At 44.3% G+C, this 18,842-nt stretch carries 10 protein-coding genes; 2 read left to right on the top strand and 8 right to left on the bottom strand.

Annotated elements, in window-relative coordinates:
* Positions 1 to 6: 6 nt before the first annotated feature.
* Positions 7 to 1,320 carry a UDP-N-acetylmuramoyl-tripeptide--D-alanyl-D-alanine ligase gene (locus X939_RS0118565; RefSeq protein ID WP_025764782.1) on the bottom strand — a complete coding sequence of 438 codons (1,314 nt, stop codon included), beginning with the start codon at positions 1,318 to 1,320 and terminating at the stop codon, positions 7 to 9.
* Positions 1,321 to 1,463: 143 nt separating this feature from the next.
* Between X939_RS0118565 and X939_RS0118560 the strand changes: the two genes are divergently transcribed.
* The gene (locus X939_RS0118560) at positions 1,464 to 3,704 is read left to right on the top strand and encodes a T9SS type A sorting domain-containing protein (protein ID WP_025764781.1); all 2,241 of its coding nucleotides are present in this window, start codon (positions 1,464 to 1,466) and stop codon (positions 3,702 to 3,704) included.
* 192 nt (positions 3,705 to 3,896) lie between these two features.
* Here X939_RS0118560 and X939_RS0118555 read toward each other — a convergent pair whose 3' ends face one another.
* The 6 genes from X939_RS0118555 to X939_RS0118525 all read right to left on the bottom strand — a co-directional run bounded on the left by X939_RS0118555 (position 3,897) and on the right by X939_RS0118525 (position 11,649).
* Positions 3,897 to 4,199 carry a chaperone modulator CbpM gene (locus X939_RS0118555; RefSeq protein ID WP_025764780.1) on the bottom strand — a complete coding sequence of 101 codons (303 nt, stop codon included), beginning with the start codon at positions 4,197 to 4,199 and terminating at the stop codon, positions 3,897 to 3,899.
* Positions 4,196 to 5,101 carry a DnaJ C-terminal domain-containing protein gene (locus X939_RS0118550; protein WP_025764779.1) on the bottom strand — a complete coding sequence of 302 codons (906 nt, stop codon included), beginning with the start codon at positions 5,099 to 5,101 and terminating at the stop codon, positions 4,196 to 4,198. Before X939_RS0118550 ends, X939_RS0118555 begins: the two co-directional genes overlap by 4 nt.
* Positions 5,102 to 5,368: 267 nt before the next feature.
* Positions 5,369 to 6,805, bottom strand: coding sequence for a TolC family protein (locus X939_RS0118540; protein ID WP_025764778.1), 1,437 nt, complete (start codon positions 6,803 to 6,805; stop codon positions 5,369 to 5,371).
* Positions 6,798 to 10,001: an efflux RND transporter permease subunit gene (locus X939_RS0118535; protein ID WP_025764777.1), complete on the bottom strand. Its 3,204-nt coding sequence runs from the start codon at positions 9,999 to 10,001 to the stop codon at positions 6,798 to 6,800. The genes X939_RS0118540 and X939_RS0118535 overlap by 8 nt, the downstream gene beginning before the upstream one ends.
* Positions 10,002 to 10,028: 27 nt before the next feature.
* Positions 10,029 to 11,111: an efflux RND transporter periplasmic adaptor subunit gene (locus tag X939_RS0118530; protein WP_025764776.1), complete on the bottom strand. Its 1,083-nt coding sequence runs from the start codon at positions 11,109 to 11,111 to the stop codon at positions 10,029 to 10,031.
* Positions 11,112 to 11,262: 151 nt separating this feature from the next.
* Positions 11,263 to 11,649 carry a hypothetical protein gene (locus X939_RS0118525; protein WP_025764775.1) on the bottom strand — a complete coding sequence of 129 codons (387 nt, stop codon included), beginning with the start codon at positions 11,647 to 11,649 and terminating at the stop codon, positions 11,263 to 11,265.
* Between the two features lie 779 nt (positions 11,650 to 12,428).
* On the opposite strand from X939_RS0118525, the gene X939_RS0118520 reads away from it, so the two are divergent.
* Positions 12,429 to 12,635 (top strand): hypothetical protein, encoded by a 207-nt coding sequence (locus X939_RS0118520; RefSeq protein WP_229236103.1) that lies wholly within the window; start codon positions 12,429 to 12,431, stop codon positions 12,633 to 12,635.
* Between the two features lie 161 nt (positions 12,636 to 12,796).
* On the opposite strand, the gene X939_RS0118515 is transcribed toward X939_RS0118520, so the two are convergent.
* On the bottom strand, positions 12,797 to 18,817 hold the full coding sequence (locus X939_RS0118515) for an alpha-2-macroglobulin family protein (RefSeq protein ID WP_052353497.1): 6,021 nt from the start codon (positions 18,815 to 18,817) through the stop codon (positions 12,797 to 12,799).
* Between the last annotated feature and the right edge of the window lie 25 nt (positions 18,818 to 18,842).

The raw sequence follows: 18,842 nt of genomic DNA, 5'->3' as shown, positions 1-18,842 counted from the left end.
AAAAGATTATTTACCTTCTGGAAGCAGGTTGAGCACAGACTCCAAGGCCATTCCTCTCGACCCTTTGATTAGGAAGTGGGTATGATGTTGTGGGTTGTCCATGATCCAATTATGGAGCGAAAATTTATCGGGAAAATAATAGGCTTTAGGAAGTGCGGCCAAGGCATGTTGTATATGTTTTCCTGTGAGGATGACCTGATCGAAATGAAGGCGGGCGATGGCCTCCCCCAGGGCTTGGTGCTCAGCCTCGGTAGCTTCCCCCAGCTCATACATATCGCCCAATATGACAATTTTATGTGAGGCAGGCAATTTATCGAACCCTTCCAGAGCCGCAAGCATGGAGGTTGGATTGGCATTATAGGCGTCCATCAGTATGGTATTGCTTCCTTTGACTATAATTTGCGAGCGATTATTGTCGGGTTGGTACAGGCTTATTGCTTCATTGGCGTCGTCATCGGACACATCAAAGTACTTACCTATTGCCAATGCCGCTGCGATATTATCAAAATTGTATGCACCAGGGAGATGAGTGCTAATCTTTTTACCATTATTGCCTAAGAAAGTTACAGTGGGGTGAGTCTCTAATAAAACGGGCTTTGAGGCGCTGTTTTCGGAGCCATAAAACACGATTTCTCCAAAGGCACGTCTCTTACTTACCATTTCCATAATAAGTTCATGGCTTGTATTGACAAAAATTGTACCTTTTTTCTTAGACAAGTAGTCGTAGAGCTCTCCCTTTCCTTTCATAATTCCAGGAATCCCCCCAAAACCCTCCAGATGCGCTTTGCCTATATTAGTGATGAGGCCATGGGTAGGTCTGGCTATGTTACTGAGTAATGCTATTTCGCCTTGGTGATTAGCTCCCATTTCTATAATGGCCATTTCGTGGCGCTGGGGTTGTATACGGAGCAAACTAAGAGGTACGCCAATATGATTATTTAAATTTCCTTGTGTAGCATATACATGATAGCGCATAGACAACACCTTATACAGGAGTTCTTTGGTGGTCGTTTTCCCGTTACTTCCGGTCAGTGCTAATACCGGAAAGTTAAAGCTTTTACGATGAAGTGTAGCCAGCTCCTGCAGGGTGGACAGTACATTTTCAACCAATAAAAAGCGTTGATCCGTTACGACGTCGGCCTGGTCGACCACGGCATAGGCTGCTCCAGAATTTAGTGCTTCGGCAGCATAGAGGTTTCCATTAAAATTTTCTCCATTTAAAGCGAAGAATATTCCATCCTTTACAAGCTGGCGGGTGTCAGTGAAAACATGGGGGTGTTTTTTAAAAATTTCGTAGAGCGATTCCGTACTGGTGAACATATATGCTTTATTGTGTTTTCTAGTTTAACAAAGATTAGTATTCGGCTCAATCAAACCGCAGTTCTTTCGTTAGGTTTACAGCCGAATGAAGGCCATGTCCAGATTGGAGTACAAAAATAATGGATAATTCCTCAACCTAACCTATGAAATATTTCCTAAGTCTAATTCTCATACTGCAGCTATCTGCTACCAATTTTACAATAGCCCAGCAGGCCTGGTTTAAAATGGACAGCACTACCTCCCTAGTGGTAGGCAATCAGGGTATGCTTAACCCGTGGGCAGGAGGGCTCAATGCTCTTCAATACGGGACGATGGACTTGGATGGAGATGCCGAGCCCGACCTGGTAGTTTTTGATAGAACCAACGGCAAGGCTTCGACATTCCTTTCCAGGTCGAAGCAGGGGTCAACCGTAGGCAGGGAGTATGTATATGCTCCTTCTTGGGAAGCGAAACTCCCTAAACTGAGTAACTGGATGATTTTGGCCGATTATGATGGCGATGGCCTAAAGGATATTTTTACGAGTACATCCTTGGGAATTAGCGTATATAGGCAGCAAAGAGTGGGGGTGACCTGGCACTTCGTGCAAGAGCGGGACTTATTGTATACACAAGGCTATCGCAGTGTACTCAATTTACAGGTGTCGGGTACGGATATTCCCGGTATTGTCGATATTGATAACGACGGAGACCTGGATATTCTTACCTATGATTTTGATGGCACATTTATAGAACTTCATCAAAATCTAAGTATGGAAAAATATGGGGTTACCGATAGTTTAGGTAGAGCCGATGCTCCTGTATTTGTCAGAAACGGGGACTGCTGGGGGAATTTTTTTAAAGGGGCTATAGAAGGTTTTGAGTTTGGACTGGATTGCAATGTAGTGGAAAGCCCCTCTCCAACCCGGGTAGAGCATGCGGGTAATACGATCTTGCTGACCGATCTGAATGGTGATGGGGCCAGGGAACTTCTTACAGGGCATGTCAGTAATGATTATATTTCGGTATTATACAATTCAGAGCCGGGTTTGATTGCTAATTTCAATCGTTATACAACGGTATTTCCTGAGAAAGAACCAATAAAATTAAAGGTATTTCCGGCTGCCTTTTCTGAGGACCTCGATTTCGATGGAATCAAAGACTTGGTGGTTTCTCCTAATGTTGAGTCTAATCAGGACAACCTTATGGATTTGAAGGCATCGAACTGGTTTTACCGCAATCAGGGGACTGCCGAAGTTCCAAATTTTACATTAGTTCAGACCAATTTTCTGCAAGATCAGATGCTGGACGTGGGGGAGTATGCCGCTCCATTATGGGTAGACATCGATGGAGATGGCGATCTGGATTTACTGGTGGGGACTGGAGGGGAGGCATTGAGCACTGGATTTCGGGGTGGTTTATGGCTGCTTCGGAACACGGGCAACAAAACGAATCCTGAATACCAACTTGAATCAGAGAATTACTTGGATTTAAAAGGGAGGTTTGGACTGTATCGTATCCGTCCTCAATGGGCAGATTTTAATGGGGATGGGATCATGGACCTGGGCTTCTCAGGAATCTCCAGTCAGAGTCTGAAGATAGAATATCGTTATATACCTAACCGCTCTAATAATGGTGGGGCCTTATTGGATCCAGCTCAGGCCGTAAGTATCGCCCTCCCACCTGGATCCCAACTGCTCGATGCCCTACATTTTTACGATGCTGACAGGGATGGGGACTTGGATTTGCTTGTTGGGAAACCACAAGGGAATGTTCATTATTTCAAGAATACGGGTGGGGCGAATACCTATCAGTTCCAGTTAGAAACAGAATCTTTCGCTGGGTTAGGGGTCAATTTCGAAAGGAGAAATGTACAGGTAAGCGTTCAGGATATGGATTTAGATGGTCGTCCGGATTTGTTGATTACGGATCAATCGGGAACGCTGAGTGTGTTGTACGATGGAAATTGGGGTGATTGGTCCACCAGAGTTGCTAATACCATTGACATAGGAGGGCAGCCTGCGCCACATGTTTTTGGTATAGGCTTATTCGCCAGCGTAGGAGACTATAATGGAGATGGCAAACCTGATGTATGTCTGGGTACCAATGCTGGGGGGCTGGTGTTATTGGAAAATATTCTACCTCTGACGGTAACAGGAGTTGAGCCAAGGCCAGAAGATGATTTACAGGTGTTTCCTAATCCAGCTACTCAGGTGGTTCGGGTGAAGCTAGGACAGGAAGCTACAGTGCAAATTAAGAATTTAAATGGGGTTACAGTTGTAGAAGGTGGGAAGCTTCAGCCTGGTCAAGAAAAGAGCATCTCAGTTCAGAATCTTACCACGGGAATATACCTTATTGAGGCTCGACGTGCTGATAAAAGCTGGACGAAAAAGTTAGTTGTTCGCTAAGAGTCCGTTAAAAAATTGCCATTTGATTTTGAACCTAACTTTTGGTCGTTACCCCCGTAATTTTTTTCGTGATTTCTGGGGCTAGCTCTGTAGAAATTGTCATGTTACCCTCTACAAATAGACACAGATCTGCTGAAGATATATCCACTGCTAAGGCGCAAAGGCTATAGGTATTGGCCAGAAATCAACGTATCAACCTTCCAAATCCTCATAAAGACTCAGTCTGTTTTTTACTGCGCTAAGCTCCTTCTGAAGGAATTCAATACGTTTTAGGAGTTGCAGGGTAATGTCTATTCCTTCAATATTTAAATCTAACTCCCGATGTAGCCTTATCAACCGTTCAAAATGAGTAATCTGATCGGAATGAATGTAGGCAGCGCGTTGGACGGTCTCAATTTCCAGTAATCCGAGCTCCGAAAGTTCGCTGACGAAGGTCATTTCAATATGATAATGGCTACATAGCTGGTCTAGTGAAATGAGTGGTTCGGTATTCATGACTGATTGATTTTGCTAAGTTCCTCAATTAATTCAATTTCCTTTTTCGATAATGTTTCCGGAAGTTTAATTTGGAAGGTAATATACAAATCTCCGAACTGGCCTTCCTTTTTATAAATGGGAAAGCCTTTTCCTTTAAGCTTAACCTTCGTTCCATTCTGGGTAAGAGGTTTGATCTGAAGCTTCACCTTTCCATCGAAAGTGTCCACCAGTAGCTCACCTCCCAAAAGAGCCTTGTAGAGGTCCAGATTAACAGTCGTATAAAGATTATCCTGATCGAGCTTAAAGGCAGTATCATTTTTGATGGAGAAGGTCAAATACAAATCACCTTTAGGCCCTCCCTGGGCTCCTTCACCTCCATGACCACTAATTTTAATAATTTGCCCATCTTTTACGCCAGCAGGAATCGTTAGCCTTATATTTTTACCATTGACGGTAAGTACCCTAGCCTGGGTGGTATAGACGTCTCGCAGGTTCAAATGGAGTTCTGCGTTATAATCCGGACCCTTAAAGCGACTTTTGCCCCGTTGAGAACTATAGCCTCCACCAAACATCGATTCAAAAAAATCGGAATATTCACTCCCAGAAAACCCCTCCGAAGAAAACCCGCCCGAGTTGGCCTGCTGGCTACCTCGGTAATGTTGTCTTTGCTGTTTGGCCTTTTCAAACTCCTCAGCATGCTTCCAATCCTTTCCGTATGTATCGTATTTTTTGCGGTTCTCCGAATTACTTAGTACTTCATTGGCCTCATTAACCTCCTTAAATTTTGCTTCTGCAATTTTATCGTTGGGATTGACGTCTGGATGGTATTTTCGGGCTAATTTCCGATAGGCCTTCTTTATCTCGGCCTCTGTGGCGTTTTTGTTAATACCTAAAACTTGGTAATAGTCTATAAAAGCCATTGGACGTGGGGTCAAAAGATTCTGGTTTAATTTGCTTGCTCAAGTGCCGGAAAGGCGCGAGAGAGGTACTTCAAATATAATTAAAAACAATCATACCTGCATCCCCTCTTTATACATCTTAATAGGGTTATTGTGGCCGGATTTTCCTTCTTTTTGTATAAGCAGAAACACTGTAAGTTTTATTACAGAAGGTTGAAACATTTCATCCTGTTTTACTTGAGGGAAATCAAATAAAACAGGATGAAAAAATCGATCTAGATTCTTATATTAATTCCATCCTCCACCTAAAGCTCGGTAGATATTAACAGTGGCATTGAGTTGTTGCATTTTTGTTTCCACCAAATCAAATCTTGATTCCAAAGCGTCCCTTTGGGTCATCAGTACCTCCATATAGTCGGCACGAGCTGATTGAAACAGACCGTTAGAGATGGTGATAGATTGCGTTAAGGCCAGTACCTCTTTTTCTTTAAGGCTATAGCTTTGTTCCAAATTGTCAATATTAGACAATTGATTCGAGACTTCAATAAAAGCGTTTAAAAGCGTTTTTTCATACTGAAAAACTGCCTGGATCTGTTTGGCATTCGCATTTTTATAAGTGGCTCTTATGGCGTTTTTATTGATTAGTGGCCCCACCATGTCGCCAACCAAAGAAGCCAGTAAAGACTCTGGTAGTTTGGCCAGATAGGTGGGATTGAAAGCCTGTATTCCGAAGCTGGCCGACAATCCTAAAGATGGGTAGAAATTTGCCTTCGCTACGGCCACATCAATTTTAGCGGCTTCTAACTGGAGCTCAGCCTGTTTTACATCTGGGCGGTTTTCCAGAAGCTGCGTAGGGAGGCCGGCTGCAATAACCCTGGGGGTCAGGCTGTCGAAATCACCTGTGCTTCGGAGCACTGGTTGTGGGGTTCGTCCCAAGAGGAAATTGATTTTATTTTCTGTGACGGTGATGCGCTGCTTGATAGCATACTGCAGGCTTTGAGTATTGAGTACCTGAGCCTCGAATCGACGCACAGCCAGTTCAGTAACCCGAGTAGCCTCTTTTTGCATTTTGACAATACGCAGCGCGTTACTTTGGATTTCGATATTCTGCTGAATGATGGCCAGCTGACGGTCCAGGGCGAGTAATTCGTAATAGGACGTAGCTATTTCCGAGATCAGGTTAGTGGTCATAAAATTCCTCCCTGCTACAGAGGCTAGGTATCGGGTGACAGCGGCTTTTTTTGCATTACGCAATTTATGCCAGATATCGACTTCCCAATGTGCAAAAGCTTGGAGCTGAAAATCGCCGAGGGGGTCGGGCATCTCCTTCCCTGGCTTTATTTCGGTAGTAGCTTCACTGGCGCCACGTTGGGTATATCGGGCGGTACGTTCTACTCCGGCCCCTCCGCGTAGACCAAGGAAAGGGAGGTATTCCCCTTTTCGTGCCTGAATCTCATTCCGGGATATTTCTATTTCCTGAAGGGTAATGTTCATTTCCTGATTATTATTCAGAGCCGTATCGATCAGGGCTACCAGATAGGGGTCACTGAAATAGGTTCTCCAGCTTATTTTGCCGCTATTGGTTGAGTCCTGCGAGCCATTATAGCTCGCAGTGACCATCGTTTTCGTATCCTTCTGTACCAACGTGGGGGTCTTACAGGCAGTAACGGCCATCCCGATGCAGAGCACTCCGAAGCATTGGTTTATCAATTTGTTTTTAAGCATGGTCGTCCGTGTCATCTGTTGTTGGAAAATCGTCTATGGTATGGACAAAATCTTCTGTTAGAGAGCTGTCATCTTCATTTCTTATCAGGCTCCGTCCTTCTGCTAAGCTGCCGAAAATATAATAAAGTCCAGGCACGATTATGACTCCAAAGATGGTTCCAAAGAGCATTCCGCCCAGGGCTGAAGCCCCAATGGTGCGGTTTCCAATGGCTCCTGCTCCATGTGCCATAATCAAAGGGATCAGTCCTGCTATAAAAGCGAAGGAGGTCATTAGAATTGGTCGGAACCGAACCCGGGCTCCCTCGATAGCCGCAGCCAAAACTGTGGCACCTTCCCTGTGTTTTTGCATGGCGAATTCCACAATCAACACGGCATTCTTTCCTAGCAAACCTACCAGCATTACCAGCCCGACCTGCGCATAGATGTCGTTGGCCAATCCCATCATCTTAAGCATCATAAAGGAACCGAATATCCCGGCAGGTAAAGAGAATATTACCGACAAGGGTATGATAAAGCTTTCGTACTGTGCCGCCAACACGAAGTAAACGAATACCAATACGACCAGGAAAATATAGATGGCCTCATTTCCTCTTCTCACTTCATCATAGGAAAGTGCAGCCCAATCTATATCGAAGCCGTGAGGGAGGGTTTTGGCAGCCACTTCCTGTACCGCCTTAATGGCTTCTCCACTACTATACCCCTTGGAAGGGGCTCCCCTGATGGCGGCCGTATTATACATATTATAATGGTTGATTTCATTGGCTCCCTGCTTTTTGACTATTTTCATGAAGGCAGAGAATGGTACCATTTCATCCCGGTCATTTTTTACATATAACTTCATGATATCCTTGGGGAGCTTTCTGAATTCTGGAGCCGCCTGTACGAATACCTTAAAGAAGCGCTGGTACTTAATGAAGCCCAGCTCATAGGTGCTTCCCACGAAGATCGACAGGGTGTTCATCGCATTGCCTATCGACACACCTTTTTGCATGGCTAGCTCATTGTCAATTTCGATTTCGTATTGTGGGTAATTGGCACTGAAAAAGGTAAAAAGACCTGAAAGCTCTTTTCTTTTTTCGAGCTCTTTCATGAAGTCATTTTTAACCTTTTCTAACTGGTTATAATCCCCTGAATTTGTTTTGTCAAGGAGCTGCAAAGCAAAGCCACCGGCAGCACCATAGCCTGGCACCGCGGGAGGATCGAAAAATTCGATGGTTGCTCCGGGTATTACCTTGGCCTTTTCTTCCAGTTCATACATGATTTCGTTCACAGTATGATGGCGCTCCGACCAGGGTTTTAAGTTGATCAGACAGGTTCCGGCATTGGAACCCCTACCTTCGGTTAGTACTTCATAACCTGCAATAGAAGATACAGATTGTATACCATCAACCTTGCTGACGATTTCCTGTAGCTGTCGGGATATATCATTGGTGCGCTCTAAAGTAGATCCGGGAGGGGTTTGCACGATTGCATAAATCATGCCCTGATCTTCGCTGGGAATAAAACCGGTAGGAAGGGTCGTGCTTACTCCAAAAATCCCGACACCAAAGGCTATTAAAATACCGAAGGTGATCACTTTTCTATTGACAATATACTTCAACAGATTCACATAGCGTCCCGTCAACCTTTCGAAACCACGATTAAAGGCATCCAGGAAACGGTCGATCGGAGATTTCTTTTTAGGTTTACCATGATTGTTCTTCAGGATCATGGCGCAGAGTACCGGCGTAAGGGTAAGGGCTACAAATCCGGAAATAACAATAGATGTAGCCATGGTGATAGCAAACTGTCGATAGAAAATTCCGACTGGTCCGGTCATAAAGGCTACAGGTACAAATACGGCCGTCATCAGAAGTGTGATGGCAATTACGGCCCCGCTAATCTCTCCAATTACCTTTCTAACCGCATGATACGGCGAGAGGTTTTCTTCCTCCATTTTCGCATGTACGGCCTCGACGACGACAATGGCATCGTCGACGACGATCCCGATGGCAAGCACCAGAGCGAATAGAGTAATCATATTGATGGTCAAGCCAAACAACTGCATAAACATAAAAGCACCAATCAGCGAAACGGGTACGGCCAAAGTTGGAATTAAGGTAGATCGCCAGTCGCCCAGGAAGAGAAATACCACCAAGGCTACGAGGATAAATGCATCCCGAAGCGTATGAAGCACGTTTTCAGTAGAGGCGTTCAAGAAATTGGACACATCGTAGCTGATTTCGTAGTCCATTCCTGGTGGGAAGGTTTTTTTGAGCTCGTTCAGCTTGGTTTTTACATCGTCGATTACCTCACTTGCATTGCTACCGTAAGTTTGTTTAAGCACGATCGCCGCCGATGGATGGCCATTCAGATTGGAGTAAATATCATAATATTCACTCCCCAGATCTACTGTGGCCACATCTTTTAAACGGAGCATTTCTCCATTAGGATTGGCTCTTATGATTACATTTTCATACTGCTTGGCATCGCTAAACCGGTCGGAGTAGGCGAGGACATATTCCAGAGCCTCGGCCCGACTTCCATCCCCACGACCAATTCGCCCGGGTTTTCCAATGATACTCTGATCGTTTAACGCTTCCATCACATCGTCAGGGGAGATGTTATAGGCACGCATCCGGTCGGGATTGAGCCATACCCGCATCGCATATTGGCGACTTCCCAGGATTTTAGCTTGCCCTATCCCATTGATCCGCTGAATCTCAGGGACCATGTTAACTCCGGCATAATTAAACAGAAACTTCATGTTGGCCTTGGGATCCTTACTGAAAAGGTTCACGTACATCAACATACTGGGCATAATAGGTGTTATAATAACCCCCTCCCGTTGCACCAGATCGGGTAGTCGGTTCCTAACCTGTTCTACCCGGTTAGAGATCTGAACCAGCGCCTGATTTGGGTCGGTTCCTAATTCGAATACTACCTGTATATTGGCCTCTCCTGCACTGGTAGCATCGGAGGTCATATATTTCATGCCCCATGCCCCGTTGATAGCCTGTTCCAACGGAATAATTACCGACTCCGTCAGCGATTTGGCACTCGCTCCCGGGTAGGACGCACTTACCATAACCATAGGAGGGGCAATGGAGGGAAATTGTGACGTTGGCAAGGTCTTGATCGCCAGAATCCCCATGAATATAATCACTAGGGATAGGATGATCGCCAAAACCGGCCTTTTTATGAATTTATTAAACATCTTATGCTTATTTAATGGGTACTTACCTTATTCCACGTATACATTTAACTTGGGCAAAACCTCTTTGGGATCGACATAGTCGAAACTGATTTTGTCATTCTCACTCACCCTTCTAATGCCTTCCAAAATAATCTTATCGTCCTTGGTTAACCCTTCTTTTATGATGTACAAGTCAGGCATTTCCGCCGCTATATTGATTTCCCGAGTCTTTACCACATTGTCTTTTCCAACTACGAAAACATATCTCTTTTCCAGGATTTCGAAGGTGGCCTTCTGCGGGATGATCAGGACATTATTCATAGGTACTTCCATGTGGATATTACCCGTCTCTCCGTGTCGGAGTAGGCCTTTGGGATTGGGGAAAGTCGCTCGGAAAGCAATATTTCCCGTTTCATTATTAAAATCGGCCTCTATAGTCTTTACCTGTCCCGGATAATCGAAAAACCGATTATTGGCCATCATGAGCCTAACATGCATCTGGTTCTCCGATTTATTATTGGTCATAAAATCAAGATACTCTGCTTCGGGTACATTGAAATAGACCCACATCTTACTATTATCAGAAAGGGTTGTTAATAGATCCCCCTCAGATACCAAGCTCCCCAGTCTCACTTGAAAATGATCCATAATGCCATCGAAAGGGGCTTTAATGGTAGTAAATCCGAGATGAACTTCTGCCAGGGTCTTCTCGGCTTTGGCTTTATCCCATTTGGCTTTAGCGAGAGCCAGCTCATTTTTCGATACGATATTGCTGTCGGCCAGCGATTTGGTGTTCTGGTACTCTATTTTTGCAAAATTGGCCTCTGCCTCTGCCTTCTGAAGGTCTGCCTCATAGAGCATGGGCATAATCTGAAACATCGCCTGACCTTTCTTGATATGCTGCCCTTCATCGACAAATATTTTTTGTAAATAGCCCTTTTCCAAGGCTCTCAGCTCGATATGGCTTATAGCACTAATCTGGCTCACATATTCCTTGGTAATGGTGGTATCGGTAAGGATGGGGCTGGTGACCAGGAATTTAGTCTCTTCTTCCTTCTCTTCTTCGTGCTTTTCACAGCTTGTTTGGAACAGTAATGCCCCTAAACTCATAAGCATGAGTATTCGCTTCATAATGTTTATAAAATTAAGTACAATTGAGTGCTGAGTGATCTTTAGGAACCTTCTAAGGTTTCTATGTATGCGTCCAATATTTTTTCTGCGTTTACTGGACTGCGTAGCGGTATTATTCCAGAATTCTAATCCGGATTTGCATGGGAGAGGCTCAGATACGGAATACCTTTAGAAACAGATATCGGTTTTGTCCCCTGATAATCTGTTCAAAATGAGAAAACTGAAGTATTCGGTCTTTGAGATAATTGCAAAAATATCGGGCAGTATTTCTAAAATGTATTCGATTTGTTAATAAAGAAAGTTTTATAGCTAACCTCTCTTTCTTCTCTTCTAGTTCTTCAAGAAGCCATTCCTCCATATTCAGGGTAGGTGGCTTCACCGGTTCTATTGAGCCCGCATTTGCACTAGATTTTAGATGTAGATCTGTGGCAATGGTCTTATGCAGTTCGTAGGTCAGTCTGCTGGTAGGCTGAATAACCCTTCCCTTATATATGCACCCAATCAGGAATATTATCCCTAGGAATAGAATAAATCTCATGAACCTAAACATCAGTCTAAAGGCAATTGTAAATCTGTATTGCAGAATTCCTTTAGGAATTTCATAGAGTCGCTCGCCGATTCTCGTCCCTACGGATACAAATAGCGCCTCTTACCATTAGCATCTCATTAAAGTAAAATTAAAAACAGGTTAAAATGCAGAGAGATGTGCTTTGGGTGGCTTATAGTGATAGGGTGTATTGATATTGTTCAATTTTAAAAGTAAAGTATTTTTGTATGCTCTTTTCTCATGGTCTCTCCGTTCGGCCCGATTTAAGACGTTCCGCTTTTCCGGTATCATGCCCGAATCGCTGACCCGTAAATGAAAATCTTAGGCATCCCTATGATTTTTTTATGGATGACCTGTGACATTCCTAAAAAATCAGGTCTTACCTATACAGATACTACTAAATTATAGCGTTAAATATATCTATTTATACTTGCTTAATCATACAGGATATTTAGGGGTTTCCTTGAATAAGTACGTGACTAAATCGAAAATAATTGGATTGCACTTCGGCATTGCGGTTGGGCATATATCGGTGGCAATATTACTTTAAAGTACACACCTAGCCGGCCGCACCTAGCCGGCCACACCTGGCCGACCGCACCTGGCCGGCCGCACCTAGCCGGCCGCACCTGGCCGGTCGCACCAACATAGCTAAAGAATAGGTATGCGGGATGGTGGATGCTAAGAGGGTGAATAAATGAAAAGAAGGCGCGCATAACCTATTGATAATCTTAAACTCTAAAATGCCAACCAATAACCTATCTAATTTTATGGAAAGTAGCATGAAGACCAATCAAAAAACCGTCGAAGAGCTGGAGCGCTTATTGGCGGATTACATTCAGGTAATCGAAGCATCAGATCTTCGGCATTTATCAGCAAATATGTATATGACCCAATCTATCAATTTTGTTCGTTGGGTAAAAGGAGACTATGTCCCAAAAGGCAGGACGAATAAATCTGAAATTGCAGTAGGATAGCATTATGAGAATTATATGAATATGCCGTTTTTCTGCACCCTGACAAGAAGAACATATCTGTCGATCGTAAAGGTGTAAGCCCGTCAGTAGGTGTCAGGCTACAACAAACCCCATGGCTTAAGGATTCAGGCCATGGGGATGCTTGATATAGTCGCCCAAAATTATTTTATCTTTAGCATGATTCCTTCGCTATGGGCGGTAAACTCCGGGGCATACATACACTGAATACTGGTGATACCATTGTTGAATTCGCCGGAATGCGTTACCTGCACGGGGTATTCGAATACATAGGTCCCTTTTCGAAGGGTTGAAAAGAAGAAGTTCGTACTAGCATCCTTGGTTGACTCGTAATACCCCAAACCGCCCTGATACTTATAGCTGCTGAGAACATTGATAGGCTCCAAAGCCGAAGCCCGAAGGTCTTTCATATGAACATATTCCATGTCACGATCGACTTGTAATACAATACGAACCTTAATTTTATCCCCTACCTTAATTTCCTGATTTTCTGTTATCGGGGTCAAAACTGGACCGCGATCCGTATATCGCTCAATGAACATTTGTTTGCTGAGCTGAAGGGGGGTATGCGCGAAGGTGATCTGATCCATATCCTGAAAGTATTGCCAGTACACGGCCCCCCAACTCGGCGCGCTGGCTTCAGTGTTAGCGTGTTTTACCTGGAGGTTTATCTGACCCATTTCAGGTTTTACAGCAGATCCTTGAATTTTTTCTTTGAAGTATCCTGTACCCGATTCGGTGGAGGAGGGTGCTAATTTAATATCCCCCAGTCGTATTTGTACGCTGGCATCGGAGTCCAGCCAGCTGCTACCCTGGCTAAGAAGCGCGTAACAGGCTTCGGCGGTAGCCTTGGAGCTTTCCCAATGGTTGGTTTGTTTGTTTTTTAGCAACCAGGTCTTAAGGGCATTTACCGTTTTACTGTCACCTTCGATTTCCTGAAATGCTTCGATCAGCAGAGACTGACGTTCAATAGGGGCCTCGTACCACCACCAGCCTCGCTGTTGGTTTTTCCAGTACATACCTAGCTCCTCGTTCCTTACAGCAGTCTGACGAAGCGACTTCAGGATAGATTCTGCAGTCGCACTATCTCCTTTTCTGTACATGGCTAAGGCAGTAAGTCCTTGAAAATATTTAGACTGATCGACCCAGGTAGATTTTGCTTTATCCAGGAAGAAGTTATAGGCCTTTTCTGTCTCCCGAGGGATGGGTATATGAGTGAAAAAGCTTCGCATGTATAAATAATGTAATATCGACGCACCAGGGGACAATTTTCTTAAATCCATTTTATCCTTTATAAGTGCTTCATAGTCCCTTTGCAGAAGCCGATCCAGATAGGGAAGAGCCTTGCTAACGATAGCATCTAATCCTTCTGATTGGTTAGACTGTACCGCTTTTGCTTTTTGCAAATGCCCTATTCCGGTAAGAATATACTGGGTCATATACCTATCTTCCATGCCTCCTTCAAACCAGGAAAATCCACCTGATTCTTTTTGCTTTTGCCGAAGCTTATCCAGTGCATTGCTAAGTTCATTGCGCATTTTTACCAGGTCGAATAATAAAGCCAGATTTTGCTTTTGGCGAGCCTCCGTTTTAGCTTCCATTAACCAGGGGGTCTCTTCCAATATAATGGATTTTAATTCCTGGTTTTTGAGCAAATTGCTCATCAACGTGGCTGTATCGCCTTTCTGCCAACTCTGAAACACTGCAATAATTCTGGGTGAACGCTGCAAAATAGATGTTGCCAATGTATTAGCGTAATATCGATTCCAGGTTTGTTCGGAACAATCGTATCGGTTTTCCATAAGATATGGAAGGGCTTGAATGGCATACCATGCGGGGTTACTCGTGTACTCTACGCTTATGGCCTCATGGGTAAGGGTTCGGGAACTTGCTGAATTGATAAGTTTGTCGAACCTTATTTGTTTGGTGCCAGCGCCTGTCATGTTCAGGGGCATACTTTCGGTTACCAGCATACGAGTGGATAATACGGGCAGGGTTTGCTCCTCCGCATCGGAGTAATTGCCTGCAGTAGCCGTAACATTCCAAGTTAACAGTTCACTAAAATGAGCAGGAATTTCAATAGGGAAAAACAGGGTAGTACTCTGCCCTTGTTCAATAGAAAAAGTCTGTTTTGGCTGGTTATTCTTAAAGGCCATATCTAGCTTTTCTTCATTATCCGTCTGCCGTAAAGAAAGGAGTACGGTTCCTTCTAAAGTTCGGTTACTCATATTGACTACCTTGGTAGAAAATACTAGCCGATCGCCCTGACGAACAAACCTGGGTGCATTAGGCTGAACCATCAACTCTTTCTGTGTTACAATTTCCTTGCTGCTATACCCCAAAGACAAATCTTTGGAATGAGCCAATGCCTGAAATTTCCATCGGGTTAAAGCATCGGGTAAGGTAAAGGAGAAAGTGATTTCTCCTTTTTCATTGGTATGCAAATCGGGAAGAAAGAAAGCGGTTTCATTGAAGTTGGTCCTTACTAGGTTTGAAGGTGGGGCAGGTTGCCCCTCTGAGCTGTCCGGGATGGTGTCCAGAACCATCATTTCATTAGCGTCCACCTCGGGACTATTCGCCAAGGACATTTCGGCTACCGTGCCATACCCTGATGTCATCTCAACCGACATGTTTTTACGCATCCTTCCCCTGTAGAGTCGTATTGGCTCTGTCTGGAAATCGATCAGGTCATCATAAGCCTTGGAAATGGTCTTGTATTGATAATGATTAGGATTACTTTTTGCAGCTTGCTGCATACCAAAATTGGCCCCACTGTCCCAGGCAGCGAAAGGTCTGGCATTGGGCCAGATGGATGGTTTGGCCCATGCATGTGGGTGAAACTGATCCAGGGAAGCGTCGTACATACTGGTAAGCATTTCTGCCGCAACCAATTCTTTTTTATAACCCGATATTTTTAATTTCCATTGCTCGGTGCTGCCCGGTAAGGTTTTGTCCCGGAATGTCTGGTACTCAATTGTCAGATCTTTATTGGTCCATGGCACTTTGATCGTTTCAGAAAACTGGAACAGCCGGTTGTGTTTTACAAAGGAAAAAGATACAGAATATCCTCCCCGATCGGCTTCCGTAGCGGTATATTCAAATAAATTTAGGCCTTTTTTGAAACGAGGGTAGTCATAGTTAGCGCCTTTGACCAACCCTTGGTTTTGTTGCCTGATTACATACAGAAGGTCAGCCGCGGTTGCAATTTTAATATCTGTACGCTCGCCCGGTTCTATGGGCTCACTACCAGAGGCCAGCAAATACTGTTGAGGCGTAACGTCAGGTTGGCTTTTATCTGTTACATGTATGTACCGTATGACTTTGGTTTCCTGATTTGCACCATCCCTAGCATGCAATTCCACTTTATAATACCCACTCTTAAGACTAGGATCGGTTAAGTCATTTAATTCATTTTCTGCCGTATTCAATTGTTTTTCGAAAAGGGGGGACTCCACTTTCCAGTTTTCGGGGTCCGATTCTTGATCGTATTCATCATGAGGAAATAATTTTACATATTCCTCCTTGCTCATGACGAAGAGGTCAGGGGCCTCCCAAAGTCTAGGTCGTATCAATCGAGGTTCTGGAACTAACTTACTGAATTTAACCTGAACGGTTGCCGGAACGAAGGCTCCATTCAGATTCTCCGTTCTTATCTTTACCTTTGAGAGGGCCTCAAGCTCCATTTCTTTTTTTAATCCATCGTCTAGCAGTAAAGATTTATAACCTATCGATACCTGTTGTGTTGCACTGCGGGTTTCTCCACTGCCGTCAGTGACATCTACATAAAGTGTATAATTGAATATGGGATCCGAATTAATAGAGAGATTTCGATCGGGAATTGCCTCAAAATTAATTTTAAATCGACCTTCCTGATCGGTACTGATTTCTCCATGGCTGATTTCCATGGGTGCTTGTTGAGGATACCACCGGGAGAGCATCCATGGATAAAGATATCGCTCAGTCCGTACTACCCTATAGACGACCTTTCCTGCGTCGATCGGATGGCCGGCATAAGCCAAGGCTTTCCCTGTTACCACCACCGTTTCGTCGACCTTATAGGTTCCTTGTAGGGTATCTATAGTCACTTCAAACTTTGGCCGTTTGTATTCTTCTACTTCAATGCTGAAATAGCTGTTTCCGTCCACCACTACACTGAAAGTACCATTAAGGGATCCCATAGGGAGCTGAAGTTTTCCCGAGAAACTTCCATATTGATTGACCCGAACTTGCTGTCTTTCAATCTCTTCGCCATTGGCCCCTTTCATTATTAGGGGCAACTCCATCTCAGAGTCTGTGAACAAACGCTGTCCCTGAGCCACGATCCCTTTGTAGTAGACCGTCTGCCCTGGGCGGTAGAGACTCCGGTCCATAAAGAGCCATGTAGTTCTTTGAGCAGTATGCAGATCGGAGTCTTGATGGATATATGTTCTGATAGGTGACTCCAGGTGAAGATGGTCTTTCTGATGGCCGATTTCGATGCTGGTATTATTCTGAAATCGACCTTCCAGGGGCCGCATGGTCAACTTTCCGTTAGAGTCGCTGAAGTAAATCGCAGCCTCCTTAGGAGAAGGTTTGCCGGTTCCGTTGTTATAAGCCATTTGCCAAACCCTTACTTTCGCCTGGGTCAGCGGTTGCCCGCTCTCCCGATGAAGCACGAAGAGATCATTATTCTGTTGGATGAAACTGATATTGGAGATATGGGTTTTTCGGGCTGCCATTGCCGAATGAGCGCCATCGAACTCGGCATTTGTGCTGGCGACGATTATATATGCACCAATGGGCAACCCATCAACTTTCACCTCGACCCGGTGTTGCTGATGGTCTTTGGTGTCGGTTAGTGCCTGTTTCCAGGACTTAAGTGGTTTTTGTTTTTTTACCTGTTTCCAGAATTCCGAGTCGGCCCGATATGCGTTTTCTAAGTCGAAATCTGGAGTTTGCGTATAAATACGAAGATGTAGCTCCGATATATTTTTATACTCTACTAGCATCCGGAATGGCTGTAAAGGGACATTGACATTCTCTGTACTAAACCCAAATGTTTTCTTTTGGATATTCTGTAGTAAGTTCCAGGCGTTGATCCCCCCTTCAGTCTTAGGATTGTCCTCAACAACTTGCATGGCAATTTTCTCTGCCCGATTTATCTCCAGACGATAGGTGCTGTCCTTACCGGCACGATATTGACTTCCACGTTGGAGGTGCCATTCGGCTAGCAGGTACCAAGCCTGAGCTGCCGCAGGAGTGCTCAAATATTGATGCGCAATATGGTTTATAGCGAGAAAATACTGATTCTCTTTGTCAGGGTGAACGGAATGCTCACGTACAAATTGAAGCCTTTCCAGGTCTACATCCAATAATGCTTCTGGCTGATTATCCGTCAAGTGAAAGGCTATTAGGCGCTGATATAGCTGTAGAGCATAGAATTGAAGGGAGCTGCTATCTTTTGTTTCAAATTTGCGGAAGGCAAAATCTGCTGCTGGATCCATTGCGGAGGCCGAGCTAATTTCGAAAGCATAGGCAGGTTTGCGCAGGTCCCGCTCCCCGCTCTTGAAATATTGTAGGGCCTCATGTGTAAGAAGGTCATAAAGTGTGGGCCGCAATGTTCTGGTATTGCCTCGTTGAATAATAGCCTCGTAACCGTTCAAAGATGTTACTTTTAACAGATCATCATCGGCAATGGATTCCAGATATAGGCCTCCTATTTTCCTGTGAAAGTCATCTATTGACCAGGTAGCTACATCCTTTTTGTCAAACGATATAGTCTCTGAGCGGTCGTATAGCTGCCAGCGAATCTGTTGATAATAATTCCAATATTTCTTTGCCAGCAAGCTGGTCAATATCGATCGTTCAGGCTGTTGACTGTTACTTAGCTCAGCTTCCAAAGCAAAGAAGGCCTTAGCGTCGTTATTTTCGGTGTTTTCATTTTGCAGGTCTATCCGGTATATCAGCGCTTTAATCTGCTGATCCTTTTGACCTTCTTTTTTGGCTCTGGTGTAGATTTTAGTGACAACCTCCAGTGCGGATTGAGGCAGACCAGCGTCCAGATGTTTTCGTACTAACTGCCATTCCGTGTTATATGGATCCAGTTTTTGGGCATAGGTCATGGAGAAAGGTGTATAGATGAAAAAAAGCAGTGTGCCAATTAGTCGTAATGCGTGTACTTTCATAGGGTGGTGGCTCAGGTGTTCGTCA

The organism is Dyadobacter tibetensis Y620-1 (assembly GCF_000566685.1).
GTDB classification, from domain to species: Bacteria; Bacteroidota; Bacteroidia; order Cytophagales; family Spirosomataceae; genus Dyadobacter; species Dyadobacter tibetensis.
Note: the sequence above shows the minus strand (reverse complement) of the source record. Positions and strands in the feature narration are given on the sequence as shown.